Origin of the sequence: Mycobacterium farcinogenes (assembly GCF_019739075.1) — a bacterium.
Taxonomy (GTDB): Bacteria; Actinomycetota; Actinomycetes; order Mycobacteriales; family Mycobacteriaceae; genus Mycobacterium; species Mycobacterium senegalense.
This window is the reverse complement of sequence record NZ_CP081673.1, coordinates 1915950-1931963: the sequence shown is the minus strand read 5'-3', so window position 1 is coordinate 1931963 and position 16014 is coordinate 1915950. Positions and strand designations below refer to the sequence as shown.

The 16014-nt window shown below is 66.3% G+C and carries 15 protein-coding genes; 10 read left to right on the top strand and 5 right to left on the bottom strand.

Annotated elements, in window-relative coordinates; all coding sequences use genetic code 11:
- Window positions 1–49: 49 nt before the first annotated feature.
- On the top strand, window positions 50–922 hold the full coding sequence (locus K6L26_RS09145; RefSeq protein ID WP_435405358.1) for an alpha/beta fold hydrolase: 873 nt from the start codon (window positions 50–52) through the stop codon (window positions 920–922).
- On the top strand, window positions 919–3855 hold the full coding sequence (locus K6L26_RS09140; RefSeq protein WP_221852992.1) for an aminotransferase: 2937 nt from the start codon (window positions 919–921) through the stop codon (window positions 3853–3855). Before K6L26_RS09145 ends, K6L26_RS09140 begins: the two co-directional genes overlap by 4 nt.
- 12 nt (window positions 3856–3867) lie before the next feature.
- Here the strand turns inward: K6L26_RS09140 and K6L26_RS09135 are convergent, their stop codons facing one another.
- Window positions 3868–4038, bottom strand: coding sequence for a hypothetical protein (locus K6L26_RS09135; RefSeq protein WP_019347582.1), 171 nt, complete (start codon window positions 4036–4038; stop codon window positions 3868–3870).
- A gap of 41 nt (window positions 4039–4079) precedes the next feature.
- Here K6L26_RS09135 and K6L26_RS09130 point away from each other — a divergent pair, with 41 nt between their 5' ends.
- Together K6L26_RS09130 and K6L26_RS09125 are read left to right on the top strand one after the other, a co-directional pair.
- Window positions 4080–4760, top strand: a complete 681-nt coding sequence (locus K6L26_RS09130) for a guanylate cyclase (RefSeq protein ID WP_435405365.1) — start codon at window positions 4080–4082, stop codon at window positions 4758–4760.
- 706 nt (window positions 4761–5466) lie between these two features.
- Window positions 5467–6897, top strand: coding sequence for an aldehyde dehydrogenase family protein (locus K6L26_RS09125; protein ID WP_221852990.1), 1431 nt, complete (start codon window positions 5467–5469; stop codon window positions 6895–6897).
- 88 nt (window positions 6898–6985) lie between these two features.
- Here the strand turns inward: K6L26_RS09125 and gjpA are convergent, their stop codons facing one another.
- Entirely contained in the window at window positions 6986–8419 is a 1434-nt protein-coding gene (gene gjpA / locus K6L26_RS09120) for an outer membrane porin GjpA (RefSeq protein ID WP_221852989.1), read from the bottom strand.
- Window positions 8420–8946: 527 nt separating this feature from the next.
- Window positions 8947–9345 carry a VOC family protein gene (locus tag K6L26_RS09115; protein ID WP_221852988.1) on the bottom strand — a complete coding sequence of 133 codons (399 nt, stop codon included), beginning with the start codon at window positions 9343–9345 and terminating at the stop codon, window positions 8947–8949.
- A 95-nt stretch (window positions 9346–9440) separates the two neighbouring features.
- Here K6L26_RS09115 and K6L26_RS09110 point away from each other — a divergent pair, with 95 nt between their 5' ends.
- Both K6L26_RS09110 and arr read left to right on the top strand, forming a co-directional pair.
- Entirely contained in the window at window positions 9441–9983 is a 543-nt protein-coding gene (locus tag K6L26_RS09110; protein WP_221852987.1) for a P-loop nucleotide/nucleoside kinase family protein, read from the top strand.
- Between the two features lie 77 nt (window positions 9984–10060).
- Window positions 10061–10471: an NAD(+)--rifampin ADP-ribosyltransferase gene (arr, locus tag K6L26_RS09105; RefSeq protein ID WP_221852986.1), complete on the top strand. Its 411-nt coding sequence runs from the start codon at window positions 10061–10063 to the stop codon at window positions 10469–10471.
- A gap of 84 nt (window positions 10472–10555) precedes the next feature.
- Here the strand turns inward: arr and ychF are convergent, their stop codons facing one another.
- Window positions 10556–11629 carry a redox-regulated ATPase YchF gene (gene ychF, locus K6L26_RS09100; RefSeq protein ID WP_019347576.1) on the bottom strand — a complete coding sequence of 358 codons (1074 nt, stop codon included), beginning with the start codon at window positions 11627–11629 and terminating at the stop codon, window positions 10556–10558.
- An 84-nt stretch (window positions 11630–11713) separates the two neighbouring features.
- Here ychF and K6L26_RS09095 point away from each other — a divergent pair, with 84 nt between their 5' ends.
- Window positions 11714–12904: a DUF6542 domain-containing protein gene (locus tag K6L26_RS09095; RefSeq protein ID WP_221852985.1), complete on the top strand. Its 1191-nt coding sequence runs from the start codon at window positions 11714–11716 to the stop codon at window positions 12902–12904.
- A gap of 5 nt (window positions 12905–12909) precedes the next feature.
- Here K6L26_RS09095 and K6L26_RS09090 read toward each other — a convergent pair whose 3' ends face one another.
- Entirely contained in the window at window positions 12910–13923 is a 1014-nt protein-coding gene (locus K6L26_RS09090) for a 4-hydroxy-3-methylbut-2-enyl diphosphate reductase (RefSeq protein ID WP_036395111.1), read from the bottom strand.
- A gap of 52 nt (window positions 13924–13975) precedes the next feature.
- Between K6L26_RS09090 and K6L26_RS09085 the strand changes: the two genes are divergently transcribed.
- The 3 genes from K6L26_RS09085 to K6L26_RS09075 are packed head-to-tail and all read left to right on the top strand — an operon-like array spanning window position 13976 to window position 16003.
- A complete protein-coding gene (locus K6L26_RS09085) occupies window positions 13976–14554 on the top strand; it encodes a lipid droplet-associated protein (protein WP_221852984.1) in 579 nt (192 codons plus the stop codon).
- Window positions 14551–15804 (top strand): exodeoxyribonuclease VII large subunit, encoded by a 1254-nt coding sequence (gene xseA, locus K6L26_RS09080; protein ID WP_019347572.1) that lies wholly within the window; start codon window positions 14551–14553, stop codon window positions 15802–15804. The genes K6L26_RS09085 and xseA overlap by 4 nt, the downstream gene beginning before the upstream one ends.
- Complete coding sequence (locus K6L26_RS09075) at window positions 15791–16003, top strand: exodeoxyribonuclease VII small subunit (RefSeq protein WP_019347571.1); 213 nt, start codon at window positions 15791–15793, stop codon at window positions 16001–16003. The genes xseA and K6L26_RS09075 overlap by 14 nt, the downstream gene beginning before the upstream one ends.
- Window positions 16004–16014 lie beyond the last annotated feature (11 nt).

Below are 16014 nucleotides of genomic sequence, written 5' to 3'. Positions count from 1 at the left end.
AACCCACCTGGGTAACGTGACCTCCCGGGGGCTGGCGAGAGGAATGTCCGTGAGCACCGGGAACACCGAGCACAGCGAGTCGCGCACCGTCACGTTCCGCGGAGTCGACGACCTGAACCTCGTCGGCGACGAATGGAACCGGGACGCCGCGTCCGCTGCCGACCGGCCCACCGTCCTGCTGTTGCACGGCGGCGGGCAGAACCGGTTCTCCTGGAAGAACACGGGACAGATTCTCGCCGATCGTGGTTTGCACGTGGTCGCGCTCGACGCACGAGGTCACGGCGACAGCGACCGCTCGCCGAGCGCGAACTATTCGGTGGAGGCGCTCTCCACCGACGTGCAGCAGGTGCTGTACCAGATCGGACGCCCGGTGGTGCTGATCGGCGCCAGCATGGGCGGGCTGACCAGCATCCTGGCCGCCCACGAAGCGGGCCCCGAACTGGTCACCAAACTGATCCTGGTCGATGTGGTGCCGCGGTTCGAGAAGAGCGGCAGCGCCCGGATCCGCGATTTCATGTTCACCAACGTGGACGGCTTCGATTCGCTTGAGGAGGCGGCCGAGGCCGTCGCGGCCTACCTGCCTTACCGCACCAAGCCGCGCAGCCCTGAGGGGCTGAAGAAGAACCTGCGGCTGCGCGACGGGCGCTGGTACTGGCACTGGGATCCGGCCTTCCTCACCAAACCCGAGGACGACCCGTTCGTGCGGGTGGAGAAGCTCGAACACGCGGCGATGGCCCTGAGCATTCCGATTCTGCTGATCCGCGGCAAGCTGTCCGACGTGGTCAGTCCCCAAGGGGTGCAGGACTTCCTGGAGAAGGTGCCCGCCGCCGAGTTCGTCGAGTTGCCCGATGCGGGGCACACTGCCGCGGGCGACGACAATGACGCGTTCTCGGAGGTCGTCGTGGAGTTCGTCGGACGGTGAACGCCGAACGAGACACCGTCGGTTTCAACTTTCTGCGCGAACCGGAACTTCCTGCCCCTCACGTCAGCGACCAGCAGGCCCGCGACATCCTGGCCACTCACTTCGGTCTGCATGCGGACGTGAAATCGCTGGGCAGCCAGCAGGACAAGAACTTTCTGGTCAGCTCCGGTGCCGTAGCCGCCGGCGTGCTCAAGATCGCCAACCCGGCCTTCAACGAAATCGAGCTGGCCGCACAGGAATTGGCGGCCGATCTGATCGCGACGGCGGAGCCGGACCTACGGGTGGCCCAGTCATTGCCCAACCTGCGCGGCGAAAAGCTCACCGCGGTCACCGGTCTGGGCTCAGGTGACGTGGCCCATGTCCGCCTGCTCCGGCATCTGCCCGGCGGAACGCTCCTCGAATCCGGATACCTGTCACCGGCCACGGTCGCCGAGCTCGGCGCGCTGGCCGCCAGGGTCAGCCGAACGTTGGCCGGCTTCAGCCATCCCGGCTTGGACCGCGTGTTGCAGTGGGATCTGCACTACGGGGCCGAAGTGGTGCGGGGCCTGGCCTCCCACGTGGACGACGACACCGCCCGCGCGCGGCTGCAATCGGCCGCCGACGAGGCGTGGGCCCGCATCGAACCTCTGGCCGACGCCCTGCCCCGGCAGGCAGTGCACATGGACCTCACCGACGCCAACGTGGTGGTGTCCCGCGGCATCGGCGGCGTCGTACAGCCCGACGGGATCATCGACTTCGGCGATCTGGCCGACAGCTGGGCCGTGAGCGAACTGGCCATCACACTGTCCTGCGTCCTGCAGCACCCCGGCGGAGATCCGACCGCCATCCTGCCCGGGATCCGCGCCTTCCATGCCCTCCGGCCGCTCAGTGCCGCCGAGGCAGAAGCGTTGTGGCCGTTGCTGGTTCTGCGCACCGCCGTACTCATCGTGAGCGGCGCCCACCAGGCCGGTTTCGATCCGGACAACGATTACCTCACCGAACAGTCCGACGGTGAATGGCAGATGTTCGAGCGCGCCACCTCGGTGCCGCTCGACGTGATGACCGCGCTGATCAAGTCCGACCTCGGCCTCGCGTCACCGGCTCCCCCCGTGCGCGTCGCCCGCCCGATGATCGCCATGCCGGCGTCGGTGGTGACGCTGGACCTGAGCACGACATCCGACGATCTGGACGACGCATTCGTCCCCGGGGGCTGGTTCAGACCGGACATTCAGGACGAATTGGCCAGGGCTGCAATCGATGACGGCGCGCAGCTGGTGCTAACCCGATTCGGGCAACCACAGATCGCACAGGCTCCGCCGTTGAGTCAAGAGGAGCCCGCGGTCGTCCCGACCGGGATCAGCATCTGGCCGGCAGAACGGTTGGTGCTCGCCGCGCCGTTCGACGGTGAGGTCATCGAACGTCTGGCGGATTCGGTGACGTTCAGGGGCGCCGAGTACGAGCTGACCGTCACCGGAATCGGGTCTGAGACCGGTGATCAGGGCGACGTCCTGGGCGCCGTCGAGCCCAGCCGTTGGACCCATGTGACACTGCGCCCGACCGGCGCCCCCCGCGCCCCCGAGCTGGCCACACCCGCACTGGCGCCCGGCTGGTTGGCATGCGTGCGTGACCCGCGGCCGCTGTTGGGGCTGGCGCCGCTCGAGACAGCGTGTGTGGACTCCGATCTCATCGCCCGGCGGGACCGGGCATTCGCGCCGGTACAGGAGCACTACTACCGTCGGCCGCCGCGGATCGAACGGGGCTGGCGGCACTTCCTGATGTCGACCAGCGGGCGCTGCTATCTGGACATGGTCAACAACGTCACAGTGCTGGGGCACGCGCACCCGCGGGTTGCGGCAGCCGCAGCCCGGCAGCTGCGCAAGCTCAACACCAACTCACGCTTCAACTACGCCTCCGTCGTGGAGTTCAGCGAGCGCCTCGCCGGGTTGCTACCCGAACCTCTCGACACTGTGTTCCTGGTCAATTCGGGTTCTGAGGCCAGCGATCTCGCGCTGCGGTTGGCGACGGCGGCCGCCGGGCGCCCCGACGTGGTGGCGATGCGCGAGGCGTATCACGGCTGGACCTACGGCACCGACGCGGTGTCGACGTCTACCGCCGACAACCCGAATGCGCTTACCACGCGGCCGAGTTGGGTGCACACGGTGGAGTCGCCCAACAGCTTCCGCGGGAAGTACCGCGGCAGCGAGGTGAGCCGCTACGCCGCCGACGCGGTGGCCCAGATCGACGGATTGATCGAAGAGGGTCGGGCCCCGGCGGCGTTCATCTGCGAGACGGTCTACGGCAACGCCGGTGGCATGGCGCTCCCGGACGGCTACCTGCAGCAGGTCTATGCGGCTGTCCGCGGCGCCGGCGGCTACGCCGTCGCCGACGAGGTGCAGGTCGGATACGGCCGTCTGGGCGAATGGTTTTGGGGTTTCGAGCAGCAGGGCGTCGTCCCCGACATCGTGTCGATGGCGAAATCGGTGGGCAACGGCTACCCGCTGGGCGCGGTGGTCACCAGCCGCGAGGTCGCCGAGGCCTTCCGCAGCCAGGGCTACTTCTTCTCCTCCACCGGCGGCAGCCCGCTGTCGTGTGCGATCGGGATGACAGTGCTCGACGTGCTGGCCGACGAAGGGCTGCAAGCCAACGCGGTCCGGGTCGGTGCGCATCTGAAGTCGCGATTGGAGGAGCTCGCCACCCGGCACCCGATCATCGGCACCGTTCACGGCGTCGGCCTGTACCTGGGTGTCGAGATGGTCCGGGATCCCCATACCTTGGAGCCGGCCACCGAGGAAACAGCACGGATCTGCGATCGGATGCTCGAACTCGGCGTGATCATCCAGCCGACCGGCGACCATCAGAACATCCTGAAAACCAAGCCGCCGTTGTGCATTGACGTCGACGCGGCCGACTTCTACGCCGATGCCCTGGACCGGGTGCTGACCGAAGGCTGGTAACAGTCTCGGGACCTACGTCGTCGGTTCAGTCCGTTCCGCCTCGGCCAGCCGCTGATGAAGCCGTGCCCGGATATCGTCCGGGGTATAGGCGTTGCGGCGGCGTTGGTCCCGCGCGACCATGACGCCGCCCGCGACGACACCGGCGACACCCGCCAGCCCGACCCACTTCCAGATACTCCGCATGCACTCAGTGTGCCTAAGCTGCGCTTGTGAAAGCGAACACGGTGTCGTTGACCAAGGCACTGGAAGAGACCCGTACCGGTGACATCTGGCTGTTCCGCGGCGGCTCGGGACCGGACCGGGCGATCCAGACGCTGACCAACAGCCCGGTCAACCATGTCGGTATGACGGTCGCGATCGACGACCTTCCGCCGCTGATCTGGCACGCCGAACTCGGCGACAAGCTGCTCGACATGTGGACCGGCACCTTTCATCGCGGGGTGCAGCTCAATGACGCCCGCCAGGTCGTCGAACGCTGGGCGCACAGCTATGGGCAGCGCTGCTGGCTGCGTCAGCTCACCCCGTTCGCCTCTCGGGAGCAGGAAGACCAGCTGCTCAAGGTGATCGCCCGGATGAACGGCACCGCCTTCCCCACCACGGCACGCCTGACCGGCCGCTGGCTGCGCGGACGGGTGCCGATCGTCAGCGACTTCACCCGCGGAATTCCCTTTGTACACAAGATGGTTCGCGAGTCAGCCGAACGCAAGAAGGCCCGCAGCCGGCAGGTCGGGCTGGAAACCGCCTACTGCGCCGAGACAGTGGCCATCACCTATGAGGAGATGGGACTGCTGACCACAGAGAAGCACTACAACTGGTTCGATCCCGGCTCGTTCTGGAGCGGTGACGAGTTGCCCTTGAGCGCCGACTACGGACTGGGCGATGAGATCTCAGTGATCGTCGACTGACCCACCGGGACCGAGCAGTAATCGCGGCGTTGTGCCGAAACCCGGCCCACGCGCCACTATCGATGCACAATTGCCTGGTGAGCAGCACCTCATAGGAGGGGAGCCACCATGGATCCCATCGCACGATTGGCGGCCGTAGCGGTATCTGGCGGGCTCGGCCTGGCTGGACTGGGGTTGGGCGTTGCGGGGGCCGATCCGGCCTTTGGCCCGAGCTATCAAGGCGGCAACTGTCCGGATGGTCTCACGTGCACCCACTGGTGTCCGGGCGATCCACCGATACCGGGCAGCCAGGTCATCACCTGGGACGCCGCCATTTGCCACGATTGGTACTGGAACTCAGAAGGCGTGGTGGACATCGGTTCCAACACCATCTATCCCTGGCACGGTTCTCCGCACGAGGCCCCGCCACCTCCGGTTCTCGGCCCTCCGCCACCGCCCGCTCCCCCGCAACCGCTGCCGCCCGATTGCCCGCCCTGGTCCCCGATCCTGGCCCCGTCGCGCTGCGGTGGGCTTTAGCGCGCCCACCGTTCGGGGATCGACGCCGGCACTGCGGTGCGGCGTCCCGACCTGCGCACAGTTCCTCCAACTCCGCATTTATGTTAATGTCCATTCTGGCTGCCGAGTGATACAGACAGCCGGTTTAACGGCTGATAGCGGCTAGCTTCGCAAGACTATGTGAGCGATCATTCACACATTGGGGGCGGCGATGACGGAAACTACATCCAGGAACGGCAACACCGCTCAGGCAGCGGTCGATGACGAGTTGACCGAGGTCGAGGTCGGCCGGATCGTCGAGACGCTGCGGGCGACCTTCCGTACCCGCCGGACCCGACCGGCGCAATGGCGCTCGGATCAACTGAACCGACTCGCCCAGATGATGACCGACAACGAAGCAGCGATCATCGATGCGCTGTCGGCGGATCTCGGCCGCGCACCCTTCGAATCCTGGCTGACCGACATCGCCGGCACCGTAGCCGAAGCACGTTACGCCGCAAAGCATGTCAAGCGCTGGATGCGTCGCGACCGACGGATGCTCGAACTACCCCAACTACCTGGGCGGGGCTGGGTCGAGTTCGAGCCTTACGGCACCGTGCTGATCATCGGAACCTGGAACCTGCCCTTCCTTCTCACCCTGGGACCCGCCATCGGCGCCATCGCAGCCGGAAACACCGTGCTGATCAAGCCTTCCGAATTCGCCCCGCGGACTTCACAGCTGTTGGTGGACCTGGTACCGCGCTACCTCGACCACGACGCGGTCGCGGTGGTTGAAGGCGGACGCGCGACCAGCGAACTGCTGCTCACCCAGAAGTTCGATCGAATCTTGTTCACCGGTGGCGCGGGGACCGGCCGCAAGATTCTGGCCGCGGCAGCCCGGCATCTGACACCCGTCACCCTGGAGTTGGGCGGAAAGAGCCCGGTGATCCTCGCCGAGGACTGCGATGTCGATGTCGCGGCCGCCCGGGTCGGGTGGACGAAGCTCATCAACTCCGGGCAGGTCTGCGTCGCTCCCGACTACGTGCTCGCCCATCGCGACGTCGCCGAGCGCTTCATCGACCGACTGTGCGATTCATGGGTTCGCTACCGGGAAGGCCAACCAAAAGGTATGCGGATACTAAACATTGACCACCTGGAGCGTCTCGGAGAGTACCTGATCGAAACCCGAGGGGACATCGCCTTCGGCGGCGGCATCGACCGCTCGTCGCTCACCGTCGAACCGACCGTGGTGGTCAACCCTGATCCCGCCGAACCCCTGATGACCGAGGAGATCTTCGGGCCGATCCTTCCCGTGCTCACGGTCGATTCTCATGACGAAGCAATCGATTTCGTGAACTCCCGCCCCAAGCCGCTTGCCGCGTACCTGTTCAGCCGGTCACGATCGGTACGCAATCGGGTGGTGTCCGAAGTGTCGGCAGGCGGAATGCTGATCAATCATGTGGCATTCCAGGCATCGACAACACGGCTGCCGTTCGGCGGGGTGGGCAACTCTGGGATGGGGGCCTACCACGGCCGTTGGGGCTTCGAAGAGTTCAGCCACACCAAGACGGTGCTCACCAAGCCCACCCGGCCCGACCTGTCCAAGATGCTGTACCCGCCCTACAGCGACCGGGCGTGGAAGTTGGCGCGCAAACTGTTCTGACCGGTTGAAGTCATAGAGGGGGTGTCGAAAGTGAAGAAGATGGCGAGTTTTCGTTGAAAACACGCCATCTTGCTCATACAAACAGATGTCAGCTGCTGCTGTCGCCGCTCCCCTCACTGCCGGTAGCTGCGCTGCCGGCCGTGCTGTCGGCGTCAGCTTTGGCGCCCCGGCCGCTGAGCCCCTTGACCGTGTCTCGGATGCCCGTACGGACTTCTTTGACAGTGCTGCGGACTTCACTGCGGAACTCCTTGACCGCGGTGCGCAACCTCTCACTCGGCCGGGTCGAAGTGGTGCCGGCTTTGCCCGGCTCGGCCTTGTTGCCGTCGGACAGGTCAGTGGCACCCACGGAGGTTTTCACGACGCTGTCGCCTTCGTCTTCCCCGGCTTCCTCAGGGGCGCTTTGCTCGCTCTCGGATCCCTTCGCATTCGAATCCTCTGCCGCAGAATCTGTTTCGGCGGTCAACGCGCGTGCACTTGCGGGCGGGCCGGCCAACGCATCGCTTTCCGCCTCGGTCTCGATCGTCGGGAAAGTCAGCTTGCTCAGCGGGTTACCCGCTCCGTCCCAGCCGATCGCGCCCGCGACTATCTGCGACAGGTTCGCCAGCGCGCCGATGGGCCCGACCCCTACACCCGGAGCGGCCAGAGTGATGGGGAAGCCCAGCGCACTGCTTGTGATCGACACGTCGATGGAGTTGAAGATCGAACCGCCGACCGCGCCTTCTCCCACCGTCTCGCCGACAGGAACCGTGTTTCCTGTGGCACCCGGGCTGAGGAGCCCGCCGAACGCGATCCCCAGGTTGTTGATCGTGGTGCCTTCCGGCAGCACTCCACTGATCGCCGGCAACAGCGGGTCGAGGCTGAGGGTGGCGCCATTGAAGAATCCATCGACGACGTTGGCGGGAAGGTTGAGCAGATCCCCGGCCATGATGCTGTTGAGGGCTGCCACTCCCGGGCTGACCAGCGGTCCGGCAAAGCCGATCAGGACACCGCTGAGCGGTGACGCCAGGAAGTGGACCAGGGGTGTGACGAACTCAGGCGTCCCCTCCGGCAGGAAACCCGGCACGAACGCCACGAGGATCGTATGGGTCGCGTCGTTGCTCAGCGCTACGACCGGAATCAAACCGGGGTCGTTGATGTCGTCAGGCAGGCCCTGCATCGTGGCCCATGAGAATGCCTTCTGCAGGTTCTCGCCCATGGCCTGGACGACGTCACCAATGCTGCCGGGATCATTGAGCACATCCCCGAGATAGCCGACCTGGTTCACAATGGCCTGCTGCAGGGCCGTGCCGGGGGCTTCGAAGAGGAACTGAGAGACCGTGGTCGCGTTCGCGGTACTCGAGTTGAACACCTCAATCCATCGGCTGAGGACATCCGTTTCAGCAGTGAGCGCTATCTGGGCTGCGGGTATGCGGGGAACCTGAATATCGGGCGGCGACGGTGCGATGGCCGGAGCCACCACGATCGCGGCGGCTGCAGTGAGCGCGACGCCTGCGGCGGCAATTGGGCGTAGGGATTCATGCATCGGACGAACCTCCGGCAGTGTGATCTAGGACACCCCGGACTCTAACTGAGAAGAAGCTGAGTATTGGCGAATCCGCAAACTAATTAACGCTGACGATCGCCTGGGCCGCTGCGCCGTTGCCGATATTGAATTTCATGACTCACCTGCCCGAGGGCAGGACCGCATCAACCGGCTTGCGGTCGAACATGTGCGCGCGCAAATGCTTCAGACCGGTTTGCCACGTGCCGCTGAACGCGGACATCGCGGCATAACGGGAGGTGACGGGGTCAATACCGCCGCGCCGGGGGCCTAGGCGACGACGCATTCAGACTGGCCGTCCACACGTCGAGCCAGATACAGCGGACCTAATCCGTGCCGTTGCGGCCGGTCAAACAGATGAGATCGCCCGTCATTTGAATCTGTAATCCACACTCGAGCCAGCATGAACCAGGCTTCTGAGCAAACTCAGAATAGTTGCCGCTGGGACCGGAATGAACATGTTCACACGACGTTCAGCACCCCGCCCTCACCGCAAGGTCAGCGGCGCCCTAGACCCCAAATTTGGCCCGGGCCGCATCAGTTACCGGAGTGAACAGGTTGACGAGGTTGCCGTCGGGATCCCGGAACATCAGCGCGCGGTTACCCCACGGCATCGTCGTGGGCTCGGTGACAACGTCGTCCAAGTGTCCGGCCAACCGCTCATACTCAGCATCCACGTCGTGGACGATGAACTCGATGATCGCGCTTCGGTTCGCCGCGGGCTCGGCAGATCCCTCACCGAACAGCGGAACCGTCTTGTCGCTGCCGATCGCCAGTGCGCCGACCGGCGTCGGGATCTCGGCGAAGAGTTCGTTACCCCAGACAGCACTGACACCGGTGACCTTCTCGTAGAACGCAACGAGCCGCTCGACATCGGCTGTGATGAGGCGGGTCGAAAGAAACTTCATGCCAACAACTCCTGTGGGTTTACCGTCATTGCGCCGACGCGCTCGGCAGGATGCTAGACACACCCTCCGACAAGCCAGGCCTAGCATCGAATGCCGTGACCGCCCGCAAGCCGACACCGGTACTCATCGCGTTGTCGGGGCTGCCGGGCGTCGGCAAGACCACGGTGGCACGCCAGGTGAGCGCTGAAATCGGCGCGGTGCATGTGCGAATCGACACGATCGAAGCGGCCATGACGAGATCAGGGATCGTCGATCGCGCCGGCGGCTGGGACGCGGTGCCTGAGGCCGGCTATCGGATCGCCTATGCGATGGCATCCGACTTCCTGCGCGCGGGGCACGACGTCGTGGCCGACAGCGTGAATCCGCTCGGTATCACGAGACAAGCCTGGGCAGAGGTCGCCCGGACGGCGCGAGCCGCACTCATCGAGGTCGAGGTGATCTGCAGCGATTCCAACATGCACCGCAGCCGCGTCGAAGCCCGGGCCTCCGACATCGAGGGGTTGAGGGTGCCGACCTGGCAACAGGTCCAGGACCGGGCCTATGAGCGGTGGGACCGCGCGGTTCTTCGCGTCGACACCGCGGCGGGCGTGGATCCCGCGGCGGCGGCCATCGTCGCTGCATTCCAGGCTCGAATGTGAAGGCGGTGGCGAGCTTTCGCACGTACCTCGCCATCGTCATCGCTGTGGCCGCGCGAGCTGGTTTGTAACCTGTCGAGATGGGCAAGGCGCTGGACGAGGGACCGTTCTTCCACGGCACCAAGGCGGACCTTCAGGTGGGAGAACTCCTCACCGCGGGCTTCCGTTCCAACTACCGGCCCGAAGTCGTGATGAACCACATCTACTTCACCGCCTTGCGCGACGGCGCAGGACTTGCCGCCGAACTCGCCGCCGGAGACGGCGCACCGCGGGTCTACATCGTGGAGCCGACCGGCGAGTTCGAGAACGATCCCAACGTCACCGACAAGAAGTTCCCGGGCAATCCCACCCGGTCTTACCGCAGCCGGGAGCCGCTCCGCGTGGTCGGCGAGGTCACCGACTGGACGCGACTGACGCCCGAAGCCCTGCAGATGTGGCGCGACCGGCTCGCCGCAATCCACGTCGATAGCCGCGGCGAGATCATCAACTAGGCCAGGCGCGATCAGCCGCTGACTCTGCGACCAGGGCGCAGAAGTTCGAGAGCACCTCGCCGCAGCCGCAGAGTCAACACAGCCTCAAACGTTGAAACGGAACTCCACCACGTCACCGTCGGCCATCACGTAGTCCTTGCCTTCCATCCGGACCTTGCCCGCGGCCTTGGCGGCGGCCATCGACCCGGCCTCGACCAAATCGGAGAACGACACGATCTCGGCCTTGATGAAGCCCTTCTCGAAGTCGGTGTGGATCACGCCGGCCGCCTTGGGGGCGGTGTCGCCCTGGTGGATGGTCCAGGCGCGCGCTTCTTTGGGCCCCGCGGTCAGATAGGTCTGCAGCCGCAGGGTGTGGAAGCCGGCGCGGGCCAGCGCGTCGAGACCGCGCTCGGTCTGCCCGATCGACTCCAGCAGCTCTTGCGCCGACTCGTCGTCGAGCTCGATCAGCTCCGACTCGATCTTGGCGTCGAGGAATACCGCGTCGGCCGGGGCCACCAGCTCGCGCAATTCGGCCTGCTTGGCGGGGTCGGTCAGCACCGACTCGTCGGCGTTGAACACATAGAGGAACGGCTTGGTGGTCATCAGGTTGAGCTCGCGCAGGATCGACCAGTCCTTGCCGGTCGAGAAAAGCGTCTTGCCGTCATTAAAAACTTCCTGAGCCGCGACCGCCGCATCCAGGACCGGCTTGCGCTCCTTGTTGTTGCGGGCCTCCTTCTCCAGCCGCGGCACCGCCTTCTCCAGCGTCTGCATGTCGGCCAGGATCAGCTCGGTCTCGATCACCTCGATGTCCGACCGGGGATCCACCCGCCCGTCGACGTGCACCACGTCGTCATCGGCGAACACCCGCACCACCTGGCAGATGGCGTCGCACTCGCGGATGTTGGCCAGGAACTTGTTGCCGAGGCCCGCACCCTCTGAGGCTCCTTTGACGATGCCGGCGATGTCGACGAACGTCACCGGCGCCGGCACGATCTTCTCCGAGCCGAAGATCTCGGCGAGCTTGTCGAGCCGGGGATCGGGCAGCGGAACCACGCCCTCGTTGGGCTCGATGGTCGCAAACGGGTAGTTGGCCGCCAACACGTCGTTACGTGTCAGGGCATTGAACAGAGTCGACTTTCCGACGTTCGGCAAACCGACGATTCCCAGGTTCAGGCTCACAGGGACCACAGTCTATGCCGGTGTGACAGGCACGCCAGCGCGAGCTGGCAGCACGCGACCAGACTGAGCCGGTACGGTCTACGTGTGTCAGGACAGCGCGCACAGTCGGCAGTGCCGGCTGACCATCGCTCTGTACACCCGCGTTTCGCCGGTGTGCCGTGGTGGGGAGCTGTGCTGGTCGCGGTCACGGCTACCGCCATCGGCTTTGCTTTCGATGCCGGTTCCGGCGATCGCGAGCTCAGCGCGGTATTCGCGGTCTGCTATTCGCTCGGTTGCATTTTGGCTGTTCTCGCGGTGCAGCAGGCCGGTCTGTTCACCGCCGTGATCCAGCCCCCACTCATACTTTTCGTCGCCGTTCCCGGGTCCTACTTCCTGTTCCACGGCGGCCAGCTGGGCGGTTTGAAAGACCTCGCGATCAACTGCGGATATCCGCTGATAGAACGCTTCCCGCTGATGTTGTTCCTTTCGGCTGCCGTTCTGCTGATCGGACTGGGCCGGTGGTACGTCGGGCTGACCACACGTCGCGGGGCCGACCAGACCGCAGCAACCGACTCCGCGGCGGCGAAACCTGCCAAGGCAACGCCGGTTTCAGGAATTGTGTCATCTGTCACAGAGAAACTCTCCGGGCTGGTTCTCCGCAAACCCGCCACTGCGTCGGCTCGCCGTGACCGGACTGCCCAGTCGGAAGCGGCGGGAGATGCCCCGCCGCGGCGCCGCCCGTCCGAACGGCCTCCACGCCGGCGTCCGGCAGGCACCGAGCCCGGCGCAGGCGCCGCGGGCGCGGCCGCGACGGCTTCCGGACGTCCCCGCGGCGAACGCAGGCCCACCAAGAGGACTGCGGCGCCACGCCCGCGCCCGACCCGTCGTGTCGAAGACGAACTCGGCAGCGAATTCGACGGCGCGATGCCCGAGCGGCCTCGGCGGCCCCGGCCTCCACGTGCGACCGAACCCGGAACCGGCGAACCCCGTAGGCGGGTGCGGACCCAGCCGCGCGAACCGCGCAAGCAGCCGCCGCCCGAGCGGCGCGAGAGTGGCGCGTTCGACGCCGGGCGTGAGCGCCCGCAGCGGCCCCGCCGTCGATTCGACGACTACCAGCCGTTCGAGGATTCGTTCGACCCGCCGACCGGGTCCGGGCGCTCAACGCATCATCCGGTGTCACGCGTGCGTTACCGCGGATCCGACGACGAGGACCACCGGGTGGAGCACCGCACGCGGCCACGCCCGTCAAAGCGTGCAGCCACCAGGGGCCGCCACTCCTGGGAGTACGACGACTAACGCGCTCAGGCGCGCGGCGGACGAATCTCGCGCGGCAGGGCGAACACCAACGTCTCGTTGGCGGTGGTGACGGGCTGGACGGTGCCGTAGCCGTACTCGGCCAGCCGTTCGAGCACACCGCGCACCAGCACCTCGGGCACCGACGCCCCGGACGTGACGCCCACTGTCGTGACGCCCTCCAACCAGGCCGGGTCGATGTCCTCGGCGTAGTCCACCAGATGCGCGGCCCGCGAGCCGGCACCGAGAGCCACCTCGACCAGGCGCACCGAGTTCGACGAGTTGCGTGAACCCACCACGATCACCAGCTCGCACTCGGGCGCCATCGCCTTGACGGCCACCTGACGGTTCTGAGTCGCGTAGCAGATGTCGTCGCTCGGCGGATCCTGCAGCGTCGGGAACTTCTCGCGGAGCCGGCGCACGGTCTCCATGGTCTCGTCGACACTCAACGTGGTCTGCGACAGCCAGATGACCTTCTCCGGGTCACGCACCGTGACCTTGTCGACCGCGTCGGGGTTGTCGACGACCTGGACGTGGTCGGGCGCCTCACCGGCCGTGCCGACCACCTCTTCGTGGCCCTCGTGGCCGATCAGCAAGATGTCGAAGTCGTCGCGGGCGAACCGCTTGGCCTCGTTGTGCACCTTGGTGACCAGCGGGCAGGTCGCGTCGATCACCTGCAGGCTGCGCGCTGCGGCAGTCTCGTGCACGGTCGGAGCGACGCCGTGGGCCGAGAACACCACGATCGCGCCTTCGGGCACTTCGTCGGTCTCGTCGACGAACACCGCGCCGGCCTTGGCCAGCGTCTCCACCACGTGCTTGTTGTGGACGATCTCGTGGCGCACGTACACCGGGGCGCCGTGCTTCTCCAGGGCGCGTTCGACGGTCTCGACGGCACGATCCACACCGGCGCAGTATCCGCGTGGCTCAGCCAGCAGGACCCGCTTGCCGGAGGCTTGCGAACCGCCGCCTGACCTCACCGAGCTGGTGGCACCCGGGATACCCATGTTGATTGTCGGCGGCATGTCTCCAGGGTACGGGGCCACCGCAGCGCCGAGCCAGCCGTAGGCTGTGCGCATGGGAACTGCACCGTACGGGGTCCGGCTGCTGGTGGGTGCGGCAGCGACCGCCCTGGAAGAAACCCGCAAGCTGCCTCAGACGATCCTGACTTATCCCATGACGGTGGCCAGTCAGGCGGCCAACCTCGTCATGCACGTCCAGCAGAACCTCGCTGAGCTGGTGGTCAAGGGTGACGAGACGCTCGAGCAGCTTTTTCCGCCCAAAGACGAGCAGCCCGAGTGGGCCACTTTCGACGAAGACCTCGAGGCTGACGGCGAGGATGGCTCTGACGCGCCCACTGCCGACGACGCCGAACGCCGCACCGAGGGGCGATTCGCCCTCTACAGCACCGGGGAACCGGAGTCGGCCGGTTCGACCAACGGCAAGGCCGGCAGCGCCCCCGCGGCAGGCACGGCCCCGGCCATCGTCGGTGAGCTCGGGTACGACACGCTGACGCTGGCGCAGCTGCGTGCCCGGTTGACCTCTCTGCGGGTGGCCGACCTCGAGGCGCTGCTGGCCTATGAAGAGGCCGGCCGGGCCCGCGCACCGTTCGTCACGTTGCTCGCCAACAGGATCACCCGCGCGACCGCGAAGTGACCGAACCGGGCCAGTCACCGGAGAATCCCTGGCCGGTTCGCGCCGTTGCGACGCGCGTCGCCAAATGGATCGACCGGCTCGGCACGGTGTGGGTCGAGGGCCAGCTGACCGAACTCAAGGTCCGACCGGATTCCAAGACTGTCTTCATGGTGCTGCGGGATCCGGCGGCAGACATGTCACTGACCTTGACGTGCCCGCGCGACCTGGTGCGCAACGCCCCGGTCAAGCTCACCGAGGGCACCCAGGTGATCATCTGCGGCAAGCCCAACTTCTACACCGGCCGCGGCACATTCTCGTTGCGGGTCAACGAGATTCGCGCGGTCGGTATCGGTGAGTTGTTGGCCCGGATCGAACGGCTGCGCCGGTTGCTGGAGGCCGAAGGGCTGTTCGACCCCCGACTCAAACGACCAATTCCGTTCCTGCCCAACACCATCGGCTTGATCACCGGCCGAGCTTCGGCCGCTGAGCGCGATGTGACGACCGTGGCCACGACCCGCTGGCCGGCCGTGCGCTTCGCGATCCGCAACACCATCGTGCAGGGCCCCAACGCGGTGCCGCAGATCGTCGAAGCCCTGTCGGCCCTGGATGCCGACCCCGATGTCGAGGTGATCGTGCTGGCCCGCGGCGGCGGCAGCGTCGAGGACCTGCTGCCGTTCTCCGACGAGACGCTGTGCCGGGCCATCGTGGCCTGCCGCACTCCGGTGGTCAGCGCCATCGGCCACGAACCCGACACTCCCCTTTCCGATCTGGTTGCCGACGTGCGCGCGGCCACCCCAACCGACGCGGCCAAGCGGATCGTGCCCGACGCGGCCGCCGAGCAGGCGCTGGTCGCCGATCTGCACCGGCGCAGCGCACGCGCACTGCGCAACTGGGTACATCGCGAACAGCACCATCTTCAGCAGTTGCGCAGCCGGCCGGTGCTTGCCCAGCCTCTGGCCGCGATCGACGCACGCGTCGACGAGATCACCCGCGCGCGAGCCACGACCCAGCGCGACATCACGCGATTGATCGACAGGCAGGCCGACACTGTCGGCCATCTGTCGGCACGACTGACCGCGCTCGGCCCGGCCGCGACACTGGCCCGCGGGTATGCGGTGGTCCAGGCGGTCCCGCCGGCCGGGGCGCCGACGGTTCTTCGCTGCGTGGCCGACGCACCAGAAGGCACCCGATTACGGGTGCGGGTGTCCGACGGAGTGATCTCAGCGGTCAGCGACGGTACCGAACAGAGGGATGATCATGAAGCCTATTAGTGAACTGGGCTACGAAGAGGCCCGTGACGAGCTGATCGCTGTCGTGCAGCAGCTGGAGCAGGGCGGGCTGGACCTCGACGCTTCGCTCAACCTCTGGGAACGTGGCGAGAAGCTGGCACAACGTTGCGAAGAACACTTAGCCGGAGCGAGGCAGCGCGTCGAGCAGGCACTAGCCGCCAGAGAGTCGGACGAAGATTGATTCAGCAACCA